The 16,206-nt window shown below is 74.0% G+C and carries 12 protein-coding genes; 5 read left to right on the top strand and 7 right to left on the bottom strand.

Annotation, left to right across the window (positions count from 1 at the left end; all coding sequences use genetic code 11):
- Nucleotides 1-78: 78 nt before the first annotated feature.
- The 3 genes from K7C98_RS36080 to K7C98_RS36070 are packed head-to-tail and all read right to left on the bottom strand — an operon-like array spanning nucleotide 79 to nucleotide 4,038.
- A complete protein-coding gene (locus tag K7C98_RS36080; protein ID WP_224196419.1) occupies nucleotides 79-1,347 on the bottom strand; it encodes a TIGR02270 family protein in 1,269 nt (422 codons plus the stop codon).
- A 3-nt stretch (nucleotides 1,348-1,350) separates the two neighbouring features.
- Nucleotides 1,351-1,821, bottom strand: coding sequence for a DUF6484 domain-containing protein (locus K7C98_RS36075; RefSeq protein WP_224196418.1), 471 nt, complete (start codon nucleotides 1,819-1,821; stop codon nucleotides 1,351-1,353).
- Nucleotides 1,822-1,839: 18 nt separating this feature from the next.
- Nucleotides 1,840-4,038, bottom strand: a complete 2,199-nt coding sequence (locus tag K7C98_RS36070) for a type VI secretion system Vgr family protein (protein ID WP_224196417.1) — start codon at nucleotides 4,036-4,038, stop codon at nucleotides 1,840-1,842.
- 368 nt (nucleotides 4,039-4,406) lie between these two features.
- On the opposite strand from K7C98_RS36070, the gene K7C98_RS36065 reads away from it, so the two are divergent.
- The 5 genes from K7C98_RS36065 to K7C98_RS36045 are packed head-to-tail and all read left to right on the top strand — an operon-like array spanning nucleotide 4,407 to nucleotide 10,539.
- Nucleotides 4,407-5,390, top strand: a complete 984-nt coding sequence (locus K7C98_RS36065; RefSeq protein WP_224196416.1) for a DUF2169 family type VI secretion system accessory protein — start codon at nucleotides 4,407-4,409, stop codon at nucleotides 5,388-5,390.
- Entirely contained in the window at nucleotides 5,387-6,415 is a 1,029-nt protein-coding gene (locus K7C98_RS36060) for a 3-oxoacyl-ACP synthase (RefSeq protein ID WP_224196415.1), read from the top strand. The genes K7C98_RS36065 and K7C98_RS36060 overlap by 4 nt, the downstream gene beginning before the upstream one ends.
- Entirely contained in the window at nucleotides 6,412-7,758 is a 1,347-nt protein-coding gene (locus K7C98_RS36055; RefSeq protein ID WP_224196414.1) for a PAAR-like domain-containing protein, read from the top strand. Before K7C98_RS36060 ends, K7C98_RS36055 begins: the two co-directional genes overlap by 4 nt.
- 30 nt (nucleotides 7,759-7,788) lie before the next feature.
- Nucleotides 7,789-8,538 carry an SMI1/KNR4 family protein gene (locus K7C98_RS36050; protein ID WP_224196413.1) on the top strand — a complete coding sequence of 250 codons (750 nt, stop codon included), beginning with the start codon at nucleotides 7,789-7,791 and terminating at the stop codon, nucleotides 8,536-8,538.
- A gap of 3 nt (nucleotides 8,539-8,541) precedes the next feature.
- Nucleotides 8,542-10,539 (top strand): protein kinase domain-containing protein, encoded by a 1,998-nt coding sequence (locus K7C98_RS36045; RefSeq protein WP_224196412.1) that lies wholly within the window; start codon nucleotides 8,542-8,544, stop codon nucleotides 10,537-10,539.
- 9 nt (nucleotides 10,540-10,548) lie between these two features.
- On the opposite strand, the gene K7C98_RS36040 is transcribed toward K7C98_RS36045, so the two are convergent.
- From K7C98_RS36040 to K7C98_RS36025, 4 genes are all read right to left on the bottom strand, one after another.
- On the bottom strand, nucleotides 10,549-11,532 hold the full coding sequence (locus K7C98_RS36040; protein ID WP_224196411.1) for a formylglycine-generating enzyme family protein: 984 nt from the start codon (nucleotides 11,530-11,532) through the stop codon (nucleotides 10,549-10,551).
- Nucleotide 11,533: 1 nt separating this feature from the next.
- Entirely contained in the window at nucleotides 11,534-12,511 is a 978-nt protein-coding gene (locus K7C98_RS36035) for a carboxypeptidase-like regulatory domain-containing protein (RefSeq protein WP_224196410.1), read from the bottom strand.
- 34 nt (nucleotides 12,512-12,545) lie between these two features.
- Entirely contained in the window at nucleotides 12,546-13,883 is a 1,338-nt protein-coding gene (locus tag K7C98_RS36030) for a serine/threonine-protein kinase (protein WP_224196409.1), read from the bottom strand.
- Between the two features lie 254 nt (nucleotides 13,884-14,137).
- On the bottom strand, nucleotides 14,138-15,949 hold the full coding sequence (locus K7C98_RS36025) for a sensor histidine kinase (protein ID WP_224196408.1): 1,812 nt from the start codon (nucleotides 15,947-15,949) through the stop codon (nucleotides 14,138-14,140).
- Between the last annotated feature and the right edge of the window lie 257 nt (nucleotides 15,950-16,206).

The following is a 16,206-nucleotide window of genomic DNA, read 5'->3' as shown; positions in this document are numbered from 1 at the left end:
AACGGTCGAGAGTCGCGTGTCGTGGTTGCACCTCGCCGACGAGCTCCCGCGCGAGCCGAGCGACGCGCCCGGGAGGCGTCACGGCGATGCGTCGATGCGGGGCAATCGATGCAACAGCGCGTCCACCTCGCGGCGCTGGCGGGTGGCCGTCGCGGTCAGCCGGAGACGCGGGCGGCTGGCCGGGGGCAGGTCGAGGGTGAGCGCGAGGAGGAGGTTCGGGCGGCGGCGCATGGCGCCGAAGCGCAGCGCCTGGAGGAGGGCGTGCGAGGAATACGGAGCGCCGGCGAGGTAGCGCTGACCGGCGGCGAATCGGCCGCGGTGGTTCGTCCACCACTTCAGCACCTGCAGCGGATCCGGCCGGGGCAGGTCGTCTTCGGGGCGGTGCACGAGGGCTTCGTCGGCCCGATCGCGCGGCAGGGCCATGCGCGCGGCGTCGAGGTCGACGCCGGTCACGGCGGTGAAGACCTCGCCGGCGAGAGGCGCGGCCGCGTCGTCCTCGAGCCACTCGATCGCGGCGTCGACGGCCTCGGGGGTGCCGCGGAAGCCGAGGGCCCACAGCGCGGCGAGACGGCGCTTGCGATCGCAAAGCGCGGCCGCCAGCGCGGCGTCGTCGCTCGCGGTGCCGCGGAGGGCCAGCAGCACCAGCGACGCGGCGCCGTCGGGGTCGTGGACGCGCTCGCACGCCCGCGCCCACGCGGGCGCGAGGCCGAGGCGGACACCGGCGTCGATCGCAGCGTCGAGGACGGTCGGGTCGAGCTCCTGCAGGTTGGCCTGCACGGCGCGGGCGTATCGCAACGGCTCGGGCTCGTCCGCGAGGGCCCGCAGCGCCAGGGCGCGCGTGGTCGCCTCGCCGGCGAACAGCAGGCCGAGCGTGTCGCCGAGCGGCTCGCGCTGGGCCGTCAACACCCCGGCGGCCGCGGCCACGAGCTCGCCGTCGTGCTCGGCGAGGAGCTCGCGCAGGCGAGGGCGGAGCGCCGGGACGTCGGCGCACGCGAGGGCCTGGACGAGCGGGCCGCGCTGCTCCGGTCGGTCGCGCAGGACCTCGAGGATCGCCGCGAATGCGGCGTCGGGATCCGGCCCGAGCAGCAAGGCCGTGGCTGCGGCGCTGACCCGCGCCGGCTCGTCGTCGTCCAGCGCGGGGATCAGCAGCCTGCGCGCCACGAGCGGGCCGTTGCGGACGAGGCCGTCGATGTGGGCCATGAGGCGCTCCTCGGGCCCCTCGGCGACCTCGTCGAGGGTGTAGTCCGGGGCCACGAGGCTGTGCTGCCACGCCTCCCACAGGAACTCCGCCTCGTCGAGGTGCTCCTCGACGATGTCCCACAGCGGATCGATCTCGGCGGCGCGCATGAGTCAGTTGATCTGGACCGAGCCGCCCTTGATCCGGTTCGTGCCCCGCGCGTGGGTCTCGACGTACGCGCCGCGGATGACGAGCTTGCCGCTCTTCTCGAGCGAGATCGACGCCTGGCCGCAGCGGAGCTCGATCTGCTCCTCGCCGGTCAGGATCACCCGCTTGCCGTCGATCCGGGCCGCTCGCGCCGGCGCAGGGGTCTGGACGAGGCCGACGATCAGCGGGCGCTCCGGGTCGCCGGCCTCGAAGATCAGGGCCACCGGGGTGCGCTCGGCCGCGGCGCGGCGGAGCTCGGCGACGGTGGCGGCGACGAGCAGGCGAGCGGGCTGCGGGCCGGCGAGGTTGCCGGGGTAGTCGACGAGGCAGCCGCGCCCGGGCTGGTGGGCGACGACGGTCCCGAGGATCGCGGCCGGCAGCGCGGGCGCGGGCGGGACGAGGCGGACGACGGTGGACGAGGCGGACTTGCGGGCCATCGATTCCTCCTGGTCGGCTCAATTGAGCTTGATCCGCGAGCCCTTCATCGTGATAGGTCCGCTGGTCTTGACGCTCAGCTTCGCGGCCTGAATCGTGAGCTCGCCGCGCTTGGTGACGACGATCGTCGCGCTGCCGCACTGAAAGGTCAGCCGGTCGGCGACGATGACGCTGGCGGCCTTGCCGACCGTGACGTTGAGGTTGTGCCCGGCGCCGACGTTGACGTGCTTGCCGGCGGAGAGCGCGAGGTTCTGCCCGGCGCTCTCGGTGATGTTCTCGACGACGTTGACGGTCTTGCCGCCGCCGACGTCCTCGGCGCTGTCCTTGCCGACGGCGACGTGCTTGGCGAGGCCGACCTGCTCGGTCCTGGCGAGGCCGACCGTCTCGTTCATCGCGCCGCCGACGCTGACCTGGTACGCGGCGCCGATCGTGAGCGCGCTGGCCAGCGCCACGGTCTCCGCCTTGGTCGCGCCGATCGTCGTCGACTGGTGGAGGCCGATCGTCTCGGTCCGATCGGCGCCGACCGTCAGCGTCATGCCGGCGCCGATCGCCTCGACGTGGTCGTTGCCGACCTGAATCGCCCTGTCGTGGCCGATCGATTCGCGCTCGTCGCGGGCCACCGTCTTGCTGCGGTCGTTGCCGACCGACAGCGACTCGTCGTGGCCGACCCGGCAGGTCTCGTCGTGCTCGACGACGATGTTCCAGTCGCGCTGGCCGTGGAGGAAGATCTCCTCGCGGCCCCTGGCGTCCTCGAAGCGGAGCTCGTTCGAGCCGCCGCCGCCCGGGCTCGACTCGGACTTGATCGTGCTCTTGGTCTTCTCGGCCGGGAGCGGGTAGGGCGGCGCGTTGAGCCCGGTGTAGACCCGGCCGGTGACGATCGGCCGGTCGGGGTCGCCCTCGAGGAAGTCGACGATCACCTCGTGGCCGACGCGCGGGATGAACATCGCCCCGAAGCCGTTGCCGGCCCACGCCTGGCTGACGCGGACCCAGCACGAGCTGGTCTCGTCGTTCGCGTCCTGGCGGTCCCAGTGAAACTGCACCTTCACGCGCCCGTGCTCGTCGACGTACACCTCCTCGCCGCGCGAGCCGACGACCGTCGCCGTCTGCGCGCCGCGGACCTGCGGGCGCGGGGTCGCCCGCGGGGCGCGCCAGGGGAGCCGTTTGTCGGTGCATTCGAACTCGTTGGCGTAGCGGAATTCGCCCGCGGCCGCCTCGTCGAGCGCCTGCGGCTGCTCGCCGCGGTGAGCGACGCGGACGACCCGGTAGTCGCCCTCGAGGTGCCCGCGGGCGGCGTCGGCGAGGGTGAAGGCGAAGCCGGGCACGAGGCGCGGGCTGTCGCTGGTGCCGACGCCGCGCCGCCGCGACGCCTGCAGCGCCTCGAGCCGCAGCCGCGCCTGTTGCCCGCCGGTGTGCGGCCCGCCCTTGCCGGGATCCTGGTAGGCGCCGGGGTAGTCGTGGACCTCGCGCTCGCTGCCGGCGCCCGCGTTCGCCTCCATCGGCGCGTCGGGCCGGTGCAGGTTGCGGTCGCGCAGGCTGACCCGCTGCGGCCGCAGGCCCTCGATCAGGCGGAAGGTGTCGATGTGCTCCTGGTCGTCCTCGAAGTTGAAGCGCAGGGTCGGGTCGCCCTCGATCGGCGGGCTGGAGTCGCCGCGATCGGTCATGACGAGCACGTGCCGGTCCTCGCCGTGCTCGAAGTAGTAGAAGATGCCGGCGTCCTCCATCAGTCGGCTGATGAAGTCGAGGTCGCTCTCGCGGTATTGCACGCAGTAGTCGCGCGGTGCATGGGTGGCCGTCAGGTCGAGCCGAAAGTCGGAGCGCGGGATGCCGGCGGCCTCGAGCACCCTGGCGAGGATCTGCGGGGTGGTCTGCTGCTGGAAGATCCGGCAGTCGGCGCGCTGCTGCAGGCGCCAGATCGCGGGCGCCAGGGTGAGCTCGTAGAGCGTGTAGCTCGAGCTCTCGCCGATGTAGCCGGCCTCGCAGACGAGGCCGTGGACGTGGCGCGTGGCGTGGAGGCCCTCGATCGTCAAGACCGCGGGCTTGCCGACGAGCTCGTCGAGCGGGACCGTGGACGCGGCGATCTCGATCCGGAACTCGAACAGGGCCGAGAGCGCTTCGCGGCCGCTGAAACGAACGACACGCAGCTCCTCGCCGCAACCCTCGACCGCGAACGTGAACAGTGCCTGGTTGCCGAGGAGGGCCGGCAGTCCATCGGATGACACGGTCGAGAACGTGACATGGATCGCGATGCGGGCAAGCGCGGGCGAAAGCGGCGCGCACGCTCGCGCACTCGACGGGGGCGGCCCGCGAGCGCGTCGGCGCGATGGGGGCCGGAGGATGCACAATGAGGTCTGTCGCCTGCCCCTGCGCGACTTGCTCCGCTCGCGCCGTGCTTGGCCTCGAGTCGCGCGATGGGCCCGTGATCGCGCCGGATCGAGGTCGTGGCCGAGGAGCCCGTGCCCCGGGCTGCCCTGCGATCCACGCATGAGGCGATGATCGAGAGCTTCGCCGGCGTGAGGGCGTCTCGAGCCGGGAGTCGCGGTGGACATGGTGGTCGCATTCGAGCTCGCGCGCGGCGACGGGGGCAGCGATGACGACTCTCCACAATCTGACGCCCTTCGCGGCGCGGGCGAGCCCGTCCGTGGACGGCGAGGGGCGCGACGTTTTGGTGGTGTGTGTCGCCGGTACGTTCATCATGGACGAGCCCCCGCGCGTCGCCCACGAGCAGGTCGCGCCGCCGCTCGAGGACGTCTATTGGGGCGAGCCGGGCGGGTCGAGCCTGCGCGTCGAGGGGCAGACGGCCTACTTCCGCCCGGGGACGGACATCTACCTGGAGGGCTTCGCGTGGACCGACAGGGGGCGGCCCGAGGAGCGATCGATCGTCGATGTCCGCGTCGGATCGTGTCGGGTCGCGGCCTCGATCACGGGCGAGCGCCGGTGGACGCGTGGGCTCGCGGGGCTGCGCTCGTCGGCGCCGCAACGCTTCACGCAATTGCCGCTGCGCTACGAGTACTGCGCGGGCGGGCCGGACGATCCGCGCAATCCGGTCGGTCGCGGTTACGCCTCGGCCCGGGCGGCGGAGGGTCAAGCGCTGCCGGCGATCGAGGCGATGGACTCACCCTGCGAGCGCTGGGAGGATCGCCCGCCGCCGGTCGGGTTCGGACCGATCGCGCGCCACTGGCAGCCCCGGCTGGGCTTCGCCGGCAGCTATGATTCGCAATGGGTGGAGCAGCGGGCGCCGCTGTGGCCGGCCGACTTCGACCCGCGATTCTTCAACGCGGCGGCGCCCGGCCTGGTGGCGGACACCGGGCTGGTCGGCGACGAGCTCGTGCGCCTCGCGGGGGTCAGCCCGGACGGGCCGATCGCGTTCCGCCTGCCGCGCTTCCGCCTGCGATCGACGCTGCAGCGCAGAAGAGGTCGGACGCGCCAGGCCATGGCGATGGACGCGCTGGCGCTGGCGCCCGAGGATCGCCGGTTCACGATGGTGTGGCGGACCGCGTTCGTGGTGACGGGCGACTGGCTCGACCTCGAGTGCGTGTTCGTGCGCGCGGTCGAGCCGTGGGAGGCGTCGTGAACGCGAGCGCCGGCTGGTCCGTGGTGCGCGTGGGGCTGGGGACGCCGCTCGGCCTGTCGGCGCCGACGACCCTCGCCGCCGTGCGGGCCGGTGTGGTGCGCTTCGCCGAGACGGACCACGACGACGGCCACGGCGAGGCGATCCGGGCGTCGAGGCTCGGCCGGCTGGAGCCCGGGCTGACGCGCAGCGCTCGCGTCGCGGCGCTCGCGGGCTGGGCGCTCCGCGACTGTCTCGGCGGGCTCTCGCCGGGCGCGCTCGCGTCGCCGCTGCCGCTGGTGCTGGCGCTGGCGGAGCCGGGCGGGGCGCCCGTGGACGAGGCGGCGATCGTGCACGCGCTGCAGGCCGAGGCGCCGGCGCCGCTGGAGCTGCGTGAGGTCGTCTGCGCCGGTCGTGCGGGGCTGTTTCAGCTGCTCGAGCGGCTCACCGGGCGAGACGCGCTGGTGATCGCGGCCGACAGCCTGTGCGATCCGTCGACGCTGGGCCGGCTCGAGCGACGGGGGAGAGTGCTGGCGGCGCGGCGCGACGGGCTCATCCCCGGCGAGGCCGCGGGGGCGCTGCTGCTCGCGCGGGGCCCATCGGCGGCGGCTAGCGAGTGCCCGCCCCCGGCGCGGGTGATCGCCTGTACTTCGGGACATATGACTCGCGGGGCCGACCGCGTGCGCGACCTCGCCGACGGCCTCACCGCGGTGTTCGGTCGCCTCGCGCGTGACCCGGGGGCGAGCGGCGAGCGGCCGCGGTGCGTGTCGAGCTGCCAGACGGGCGAGGTCGCGGAGGCGCGGGCCTTCACCTACGCCGCGCTGCGGCAGGCGCCGCTGATGCCGGAGCCGCTGGTCCACCTGCGCGCCTGCGAGAGCTTCGGCGACACCGGGGCGGCCGCGCCGGCGCTGGCGCTGGCGCTGGCGATCCACCACCTGCAGCGGCGCGGCGAGCCCGGCCGCGCCCTGTTGTACGGCAGCGCGGACGACGGGGCGATCGGCGCCTGCCTCGTCGACGTCGCGGCCGCGGAGCCGGGAGAGCGCCGATGACCCGCGCGTACGCCAACGGCCGCACGATCGTGCACAGGGGCGACGGCCTCGTCGATGTCGCCGGTCCGCCCGACGTGTGCAAGACGCCGTCGCCCGCCGGTCCGGTGCCGGTGCCTTACGTCAACGCGGCGAGGACGGCCGACCTGGCGCAGGGAGCCCGGCGCACGGAGATCGACGGGTCCCCGGTCGCGCTGGCCAGCTCGTACATCGTCACCAGCACCGGCGACGAGCCGGGCACCGCCGGCGGCGGGGTCATCTCCGGGCGGATCCGCGGCAAGCTGAAGTGGCAGTCGACGAGCCTCGACGTGCGGGTCGAGGGCAAGGGCGTGGCCCGCTTCACCGACGCGGTCAGCCACAACGGCAACACCTTCAACGCGTCGTTCTTCCAGTGCGGCACCGGCTGGGCCTACGGCGACGACTTCGAGGGGCCGTGCCGGATCTGCAACCGGAGCCCCTCCAGCCACCGCGTGCCGGAGAAGAAGAAGTCGAGCCTGAAGCAGGCGCAGGCGCTGTACGACGCGCTGCAGGCGGCTTATGACGATTATCGGGCGCTCGGCGACGAGCGGGTCGCGCTGCAAGGGGAGCTCGATCAGTTGAAGGCCCAGCTCGCGGCGGCGGGGACCTCGGCGGCGGGACCGTCGACGGCGGGACCGTCGACGGCGGGGCCGTCGACCGCGCCGCTCGACGCGAAGCAGCGCAAGGCGCTGAGCCAGCGGATCAAGGACAAGGGCAGGGAGGTGCGGGGCAAGCAGGACGAGGTCGGGAAGCGGGCCGTGCACAAGAATCGTTCGACGCACGGCGGGTACATGATCGGCGTCATGGTCTGCGAGTGCGGGAAGGTCTTCGCGGCGATGTCGGGCCAGACGCTCGTGGGGTTCAAGCGGGTGGTCGAGGAGCTCGGCTTCACGCTGTGCGACCAGCAGGCCGGCGTCGACGACTACATCGCGGCGAACCCGAGGGTCGACGCGCGGCTCAGGGTGGAGGAGCGCTGGGACGAGGCGAAGAACAGGAACCGCAACAACGAGCCGTTCTGCAACGCCCCGGGGGTGTGCGCCGCGGCCAAGCTGGTGACCCGGAGCGGGGGCCACGTCCCGCGCTCGATGACCGAGATGTTCTTCGCGCCGCTGCAGCCGCATCGCGTCGATCTGCGCTATCGACATTACGACCGGCTGCACCCGTTCCGCGTCGCGCTGCGGTGGTTGACGCGGGGGCGCCACGGCGACCACGACGTGTGGCGCGAGGAGAGCTTCGACCCGGGGGTCACGGTGCCCTCGTGCGTCACGTGCCAGTCGCTCGTGCCGCTGACCCTCTGCGATTACAAGCGACGCAGCTGCCCCAGATAAAGAGGACCCCGTCGACCCGCAGGTGTTCCGATGTCTTTCTCGCAGATCCTCGCCTTCCTGATGGCCCGCGCCCCGGACCTCCGCGCCGAGCTCCGCGGCGCCCACCCCGACGACCTGGCGGAGCTGGCCGGGGCGTGCCCGCGGCCGCTGCCCGCGGCGTATCTCGAGTTCCTGCGGGCGATGGGCGGCTCCAGCGGCAGCTTCCAGCCGCTGCCGGTGGCGGACTGCCGCGCCGCCTCGCTGTGGCCGCACATCCTGGCGACGTCGCCGTCCTACCCCGACGATCGCTTCTTCAAGGTCGGGCTCGACCTCGGCATCGGCCGCGACATCCTGCAGGACTGGTTCCTCGACCTGCAGCGCGGCGATCCGGACGACCCTCCGGTGGTGCGGTTCGAGGACGAGGGCGACCCGGCCGATTTCGTCGCGGCGCGCGTGGACGTGGTCGCGCGCGCGTGGACGGCGATGCTGCAGGCGCGGGCGTTCCTGTCGTTCGCGGTCGAGGCGCGGGCGCATCAGCAGCGCTCGACGTTCGCGGCCGGTGAGGCAGGGGCGGTCCGGCTCGACGACGTGGCGGCGATCTGCGGCCGGCTCGGACTGACGCCGGCGCTGCCGTCGCGGCCGGGCTTGCACACGCTCGAACGCGCGGACCTGTCGGTGCTGCTCGAGCTCCCGCCGGAGAGCGCGCGGATCGACGTGCGCGTCGGCGCCGACTCGGCCGCGAGCGGGCAGCTCCTCGTCGAGGTGATCCACGACAACCTCGAGGCGCCGACGGGCAGGTGAGCGGTGAGCGCGGTCGGGGACACTCTGGTGAATCGCTACGCGCTGCGCGCCCGGCTCGGCGGCGGCGGGCTCGGCGAGGTCTTCGTCGCCCGCGACCTGCGCTCGGATCGCGAGGTCGCGGTCAAGGTCCTCGACGCCGCGCCGGTCCCGGTCGAGCGGCTGACTCGCCTGGCGGGGCTGCTGCGGGCGGCCATGGGCGCGGAGCACCCGGTCGTGATGTTGCCGCGGATCCAGGTCGGCGCGGCCGAGAGCCCGCCCTTCCTGGCCGGTGACCTGGTGGCGGGCGAGGACCTCGCGGGGCTGCTCCGCCGCGCCGGCCCGCTGCCGTGGCAGCGCGCGCTTGCGATCGTGCACGCGGCCGCGGAGGGGCTGTGGGCCCTCGCCGAGGCGACGGGCGCGACCCACCGGGCGTTGAAGCCGGGCAATGTGCGCGTCACGCCCGAGGACGAGGTCCGCGTGCTCGACTTCGGGATCGCGGAGCTCGGCGTTCAGCCGGTCCCGCCGCGCGAGGACGGGAGCGTGGCGGAGTACCGCGCCCCCGAGCAGCTGGCGGGTTTGCCCGGCGACGCGAGCTCGGACGTGTTCACGCTCGGCGTCCTGCTGTTCGAGCTCACGACCGGGGTCCACCCGTTCGCGGGACCGACTGCCTTCAAGGCGGCGCGCAGCGTGCTGACGCGGCGAGCCGCGCCGCGACCCGCGGAGCTCGCGGCCGGGACGCCGCTGCCGTCGCAGGTGGAGGCGCTGATCGTGCGAGCCCTCGCGCCCGGGCCGTCGCAGCGCTTCGGCGACGTGGCCGAGCTGGCGCGTCACCTGGCGCTGATCCGCCGGTCGCCCGGGATGACGCCGCGGACCCGCGGGGCGCCGGCGGCGCGCGCAACGGTCGACGAGGACCCGACGCAGCGGCACGAGGCGCCGGTGAACCTCGACGATCGGACGACGATCGTCAGCCTGCCGGGCGAGGGCCCGCGGGAGGCGGCGATGCCCGCAGCGGCAGGGAATGTGGGCGCCGCGGAGAATGGGAGTGCGGTCGAAGCGACGGCGAATGAGCGTGCAGCCAGGGCGACGGCGAATGCGTGCGCGGCCGAAGCGACGGCGAATGAGTGCGCGGGCGGGTCGGGGGAGCATGAGAGCACCGGCAGGGCGGTGGCGAGAGGGATCACGGGCGGGGCTGCGGAGAATGGGAGCACGGTCAAGGCGACGGCGAATGCGCGTGCCGCCGGGGCGGGGAATGGCGGCACGGTCGGTGCCGCGGAGAATGCGAGTACGGTCGAAGCGGAGGCGCATGCGAGTACGGCCGGGTTCGCCTCGCCGTCGAAGGGGAGCGCGCTCGGGTCGGCGCCGGCAGTGCATGAGCGCACGCTCGTGCTGGCGTCGAACGGGAGCCCGGTCGGGTCCGGGGGGCCGATCTCCGCGCCGGTCGACGCGACCGTCGCCGACAGGACAGTCGCCGATCGCGTGGAGCGTACAGATGTCTTGCGGGGGAGCCGGGAGGAGACGCTGGTCCTGCCCGCATTCCCGCTCGGACGGGCGCCCAGCTCGGAGGATGACCGCACGATGATCGTCTTGCCGGAGACCGGCTCGATCGCACCCGCGGAGATCGGTGGCGCCGGGCGGCCCGCGAGCGTCGGCCCCGCGCACGCCGACCTGGTCGATCGGACAGTTCGCACGCACGGGCTCGCGGTGCCGGTCGGTGACGTCACGCCAGCGGGCGGCGCCGGGCGGCCCGCGAGCGTCGGCCCCGCGCACGCCGACCTGGTCGATCGGACAGTTCGCGGGGGCGGGCTCGCGGCGCCGACGAGTGGCCCCGGGCTGCCTGCGAGCGCCGGCCTGGCGCGCGCCGACCTGGCCGATCGGACAGCTCTCGCGCGCGGGCCCCGGGCGCCGGTCGGTGACTCGATGCCGGCGCGGTGGCGGCGGTCGCCGCTGTTCTGGCCCGGCCTGCTGTGCGCGCTGGCGGTCGCGCTGGCGCTGTTCGCCCTGTGGACATTCGCGCGGACGTAGCGCGGCGCTTCAGCGGGCGCAGCGGAAGCCGACGAAGGTGTGCCGGGTGTCCGGCATGTAGCCGATCCGGAAGGTCGTGGCGACGTCGGGGTGGGCGAAGTCGCCGCCGCGGGCCTCGCGGCCGAGGTTCGCGTCCTCGAGGAGCGCGCAGTCCTGGCACGACGGCGGCATGGGGCCGTGATAGTCGAGGACCCACTCGGCCACGCTGCCGGCGAGGTCGGAGTGGCCCCATTTGCCGTCGCCGGCGGGTCTCGAGCCGACGCGGGGCAGCAGGCACGCGGTGACCGAGGTGTCGCAGCCGAACGCGGCGCGCGAATCGTCGGGCAGCTCGGCGCCCCAGGGGAACGGGCGCTGCTCGTTGCCGCCGGCGGCCGCGTAGTTCCATTCGGCCTCGGTCGGCAGCCGCCCCTCGTCCCAGGCGCAGAAGGCGAAGGCGAGGTACCACGATACGCAGTTGATCGGCGCCGCCTCGGCGTCGCCCGGCGCGTCGGTCCAGGTGCGGAAGTTGGGGTCGCATTGCAGCGAGACTCGCAGCGCCGGCTCGTCGGCGGGCAGCATGGCGTCCCACTCGGGGTCCCAGCCGCTGCCGGCGATACGCGGGTGCGCGCCGGCGCCCGGCTGCGGGCGGTCGCGCGGGTAATCGGCGACGAACTGGCGGAACCGGCCGACGGTCACCTCGTAGCGGTCGAGCTCGAAGTCCGCCACCGAGGCCGTCAGGGCCGGGTCGTTGGCGCGGTCGAAGCTGCCGCCCGCGACCTGCCCGCCGGCGCAGCAGTCGTCGCCGCCGCCGTCGCCGCAGCCGGGCTCGACCCCCTCGCAGCGCGGCAGGGACAGCACATTCGGCTCGACGTCGGGGATGCACGCCGCGGCGGCGACGAGCGCGACGCCGGCGAGGCGACGCGCACGGGCGTCTCGGCGGGGATGGCCGGCGTCGACGCGCTCGCGCTGCGAAGACGGGTCGAAGCGCCCCGATCGCGGCGATGTCGTGCTCACCTCAAAACCTCCCGCCGATGTTGAGCCCGCCGCCGCCGGGCGCCAGCCACGGCCCCGCCGCGGCCCTGCGCGCCGGCTTCTGCTTCGCCGGCGACGCTCTCACGATCCCGACCACGGCGGCGGTGATGGCGACCAGGCCGGCGCTGCCGAGGCCGATGAAGAGGCCGAGGTCGCGGTTCTTGCGGGCGTTGTCGGCGGCGAATTCGTAGTCGGGATCGCAATAGGTGCCGCCCGGGACGTCGCGACAGTGCGTCTTCAGGGCGTCGATCGCGGCCAGATCGTCGACGAGGAAGTACACCGAAGCGCCGGCCAGCCCGAGGCCGAGTGCCCCGGTGGCCCACGCCCACGCGGGGACGGCCCGGCGGCGCGGCTTGCCACGAGGCTCCGCGGCCGGGTCGGCGGGGCGGATCGGCGCGAGCTGCAGAGTCACGGTCTCGGTCTCGCCCTCGGCGAGCTCGACCACCCGGCGCACCGGCTGGTGGCCCGGCGCGCTGGCGTGAATCTCGTGGGAGCCGGGGTCGACGGGCTGTGCCTGTCCGAGCGCGTCCGCGGGGAGCGGCTGACCGTCGCGGGTCACCGCCAGCCGGGCGGGCGCGCCTTCGACGACGACGCGCAGCCGCGGCAGCCGGGGCGCGAGCGCGGCGATGCCGTCGTTGGCGAGCGCCTCGAGGCCCTTGCGCCGCCGCGCGCCCCGGGTCTCGCCGTTGTGCGCGAGGGCCTGGTGATAGGCGTCCCGGGCGGCCACGAGCTCGCCGGCGTGTTCGTGGCACCTGGCGAGGTTGAGGGCGGTACTCGTCGCCGCGTAGAGCTTCATGCTGGCGGCGAACTTGGGGCAGCCGGCCGCGAAGTCGCCGGCCTCGACGAGCGCGCGCGCCTCGTCGAACAGCGCCTCGGCGGCCGCACGGTCGCCGGCAGCGGGCGCGGCGGCGGCGGCAACGTCGGCGGGCCCGAGCGCGGCGACGCAGGCGAGCAGCGCCACGCGGCGGAGGGTCGTCCCGCGCGGCCGGGCGGGCTTACATGTGCTTGAGCAGATCATCGCTGCGGTTCGTCCGCGCGGCGCCGGAGCGCCGCGACTTGGCGGAGGACGGGGCGGGTTTCGCTGCGCCGGCAGGTCGAGCTCGCTTGTCGGCGGGAGCGGACGGGGGGGCCGCCGGCGCGGGCTCCGGGGACGCGGGCGTCGCTGCCGGCGGACTCGCAGGGGGCTCGGCAGCAGGGGGCGCAGGCGGCGAGATCGTCGCCGTCGCGCTGGCCTCGGCGGGCGCTGGCTCGGCGATCGGCGCCGGCGCGCGCCGATACAGGGAGATCAACAGCCCGAGCGCCGCCACCCCGCCGACGATCACGAGCGCGACCCGCCCGCGCCGGTCGGGTCGCGGATCGGAGGCGGGCACGAGCGTGCCGCTGGCCGGCAGGGTCGGCAGGAACTCGGCCTCGGCGCCGCTCATGCGCGCGTCGGAGCCCGCGCCGCGCCAGGCCTGCACGCCCGCGCCGGGCGCCCCGTCGTGAGCGCCGGGCAGCGCCGCGAACGCCTCGACGAGCTCCGCCGCGCTCTGAAACCGCTGCTCGACGTCACGCGTCAGGGCGCGCTCGAAGAAGCGATCGACCTCGGGGCCGAGGTCGGGCGCGACCTCGGAGGCGCGGGGGATCGGCGCGGTGCAGATCGCCACGAACACCTCGCCGACCTCGCCGCCGGGGAAGGGCAGGCGGCCGGTGAGGCAGCGGAACGCGATCACGCCGAGCGACCAGAGGTCGGTGCGATGATCGACCTGCGCGCTGCTGCGGACCTGCTCCGGGCTCATGTAGCGCGGCGAGCCGAGCACCGCGCCGGCCTGCGTCGGCTGGTCGGCGTCGAGGACGCCCGTCGACTTGGCGATCCCGAAGTCGACGATCTTGACGACCTCCTCGCCGGCCTGGCGCGCCAGGAAGATGTTGGCCGGCTTCATGTCGCGGTGGATGAGGCCGATCTCGTGGGCGCGGCGCAGCGCCTTGCCCACGTCCTCGACGATCCGTCGCGTGGCTGGCAAGGACAGCCGCTCCTCGCGCGCCAGCCGGGCCGAGAGGTCCTCGCCCTCGAGCAGCTCCATCACGATGTACGGCGCGCCGTCCTCGATCCCGTAGTCGTGGACCTGCACCGCGTGCGGGCTCTTGAGCATCGCCGCGGCCTTGGCCTCGCGCTCGAAGCGGGCCCGCAGATCGGGGGAGCTGGCGAACTCGGGGGCCATGAACTTGATGGCGATGTCCACGTCGAGCTGGAGGTGGCGGGCGACCCAGATGCTGCCCATGCCGCCCTGCGCCAGGACACGCTCGAGGCGATAACGAGCGGCGACGAGTCGGCCTGTCTCGTGCTGGGACACGCGGCAAACGTACCGCTGGAGCGCCTACGGTCGACCCACACGGGGTGTCCGCGCGCATGGCGACCGATTCGTGCCGGCCTGTCGGCGCACGCTCGGCCGCGCAGCGGCGCCGTAACCGACAATTCGGCCGCCGGGCCGGTCGGCGCGCAATACCCGCTCGGGTGCTCGTCTTCGCCGGCGAATCCTCGCGCGGAGTCGGTGGGATGCGGGCAGCGGGCTCGGCGGGTCGACGGATGGCCCGAAGGACAGGTGGGCTATTCATCCTCGCCGCCCGCCCCGCCGCCGGCGCGCGGGATATCGACGATGAACCGGGCGCCCTGGCTCTCTCCGCCGCTCTCGGCGCGGGCTGTCCCGTGGTGCAGCTCGACGAGCTCGCGCACGAGGGACAGGCCGAGGCCCAGACCGCCGTGGGCCTGGGCCTCGGCGTCCTGTTGGCGAAAGCGGTCGAAGACGTGCGGGAGGAACTCCGGATGGATCCCCCGCCCGGTGTCGGCGACCTCGATCCTCACGCCGCGCTCCGTGCGGCCGAGTCGGACGGTCACGGTGCCGCCGGACGGCGTGAACTTGATCGCGTTCGTCACGAGGTTCCACAGCACCTGTTGCAGGCGCTCCGGATCGCCGCGGACCGGGCCCGCCAGGCGATCGATCGCGACCTCCAGCAGCACCGGCTTGAGCTCGGCCATGCCGCGGACGAGCTCGAGAGTGGTGTTCACCAGCCGCGGGAGGTCGACCTCGGTCATGTTCAAGGACAGCTTGCCGAACACGAGCCGCGAGAGATCGAGGAGATCGTTGACCAGCATGAGCTGGCTATGGGTCAAGCGCCTGATCGCCTCGAGACCCCGCTGCAGGCGCGGGCCATCGCGGGCTGAATCCCGCAGCCTGTCGACCCACAGCATGGTCGCCATCAAGGGGTTGCGCAGGTCGTGCGACACCTGGGCCAGGAGCTCGTCCTTGGCGTGGCTCACCGCCTGCTCGCGGACGAGGGCCGCCCGCTGCGCCTCGATCTCCTTGAGGTCGGTGATGTCGAGGCACGAGCCGATGCTGGCCTTCGTACCGCCGTCCGTCTCGAACGGAGCCGCGCAGTCGAGCACCCAGCGGAACGCCCCGTCGGCGGCGCGCAGGCGGTATTCGCAGCGGAACGCGGCGCCTGCGGCCAGCGCCTCCTGGAAGCCCTGCACCACCGTCGCGCGGTCCTCGGGGTGCACGTCGTCGAGCCATCCGTGGCCGAGGCTGTGTTCGAGGGTGCGCCCGGTGAACGCCAGCCAGCGCTCGTTGAAGTAGGTCCTGCCCTGGCCCTCGGCCGCCAGCCAGATCATCACGGGGGCGGCCTCGGCCATGCGCCGGAACCGGGCCTCGCTGGCGGCCAGGGCGAGCTCGAATTGCTTCCGCTCGCTGATGTCGACGTCGGTCCCCACCATTCGCAGCGGCGTCCCGTCGGCGGAGCGAGAGACGACGTGGCCGCGCGCCAGGTTCCAGCGGTAGGAGCCGGACCGCGTCATCAGTCGATTCTCGCACTCGTAAGTCGGCGTGTGGCCGGCCAGGTGCTCCGCGAGCAGCCGCTGCATGCGGGGTCGATCCTCGGGGTGCACCCGCTTCTCCCGCTCGACCATGGCGCCGGGCACTTCGTCGCGCGTGAAGCCGAGCGACTCCAGCCAGCGATCGCTGAAGAAGACCGTACCGGCCGCGATGTTCCAGTCCCACAGACCGTCGGTGGACGCCGCCAGGGCGTACCGCAGCCGCTCTTCCGCCCGCTTCCGCCGCGTCACCAACCAGCTGATGAGGGACGCCGTGAGGGCGAAGACGCCGAGCAGCGCCGCCTCTGCGATCCTGGCGACGGTCAGCGAGTAGTAGGGCTGGAAGAGAAAGAGCTCGGCGACGACGACGGCAGCCAGCGTCGAGAGGAGCCCGCCGAGGAGCCCGCCGCACCATGCGCTCACGATCACGGCGAGGTGGAACACGACGAACGGCGCGCCCTCGGACACCCGGTTCAGGAGAGGAGCGGTGGCGATGGCGGTCAGCGTCGCCGCGAGCGGAACTGCGACGCGACCGAGCGTCTCGGTGGTCATGAGCGAAGCACCTCTGGCGATGCGGCGTGGCTGCAAGGAGGCGTACTGGACCGGGACGCCCTCGCACGCGAGCGAGCGCGGCGCCGACGAGTACCAGCCCCAGCCGTGTCCGCCGCTCGTGGCGAGAGGCGGCCCGTGGCCCGAAGTCATCGGCCTTCACACCGCACGAGGTCGCTCTCCGGGTCGGGGCGCTCCACCGCATTCATGCAGGCGCGCCGCCCACCGCTCGACCGAGGCCGCTCGCCCGCGCCCGCCGC

Source organism: Nannocystis pusilla (assembly GCF_020073745.1).
GTDB classification, from domain to species: Bacteria; Myxococcota_A; Polyangia; order Nannocystales; family Nannocystaceae; genus Nannocystis; species Nannocystis radixulma.
Note: the sequence above shows the minus strand (reverse complement) of the source record. Positions and strands in the feature narration are given on the sequence as shown.

Excerpts from the sequence above, each read along its gene's own strand:
- K7C98_RS36080 (WP_224196419.1), bottom strand. The coding sequence starts at position 1,347 with ATGCGCGCCGCCGAGATCGATCCGCTGTGGGACATCGTCGAGGAGCAC.
- K7C98_RS36075 (WP_224196418.1), bottom strand. The coding sequence starts at position 1,821 with ATGGCCCGCAAGTCCGCCTCGTCCACCGTCGTCCGCCTCGTCCCGCCC.
- K7C98_RS36065 (WP_224196416.1), top strand. The coding sequence starts at position 4,407 with ATGACGACTCTCCACAATCTGACGCCCTTCGCGGCGCGGGCGAGCCCG.
- K7C98_RS36055 (WP_224196414.1), top strand. The coding sequence starts at position 6,412 with ATGACCCGCGCGTACGCCAACGGCCGCACGATCGTGCACAGGGGCGAC.
- K7C98_RS36050 (WP_224196413.1), top strand. The coding sequence starts at position 7,789 with ATGTCTTTCTCGCAGATCCTCGCCTTCCTGATGGCCCGCGCCCCGGAC.
- K7C98_RS36025 (WP_224196408.1), bottom strand. The coding sequence starts at position 15,949 with ATGACCACCGAGACGCTCGGTCGCGTCGCAGTTCCGCTCGCGGCGACG.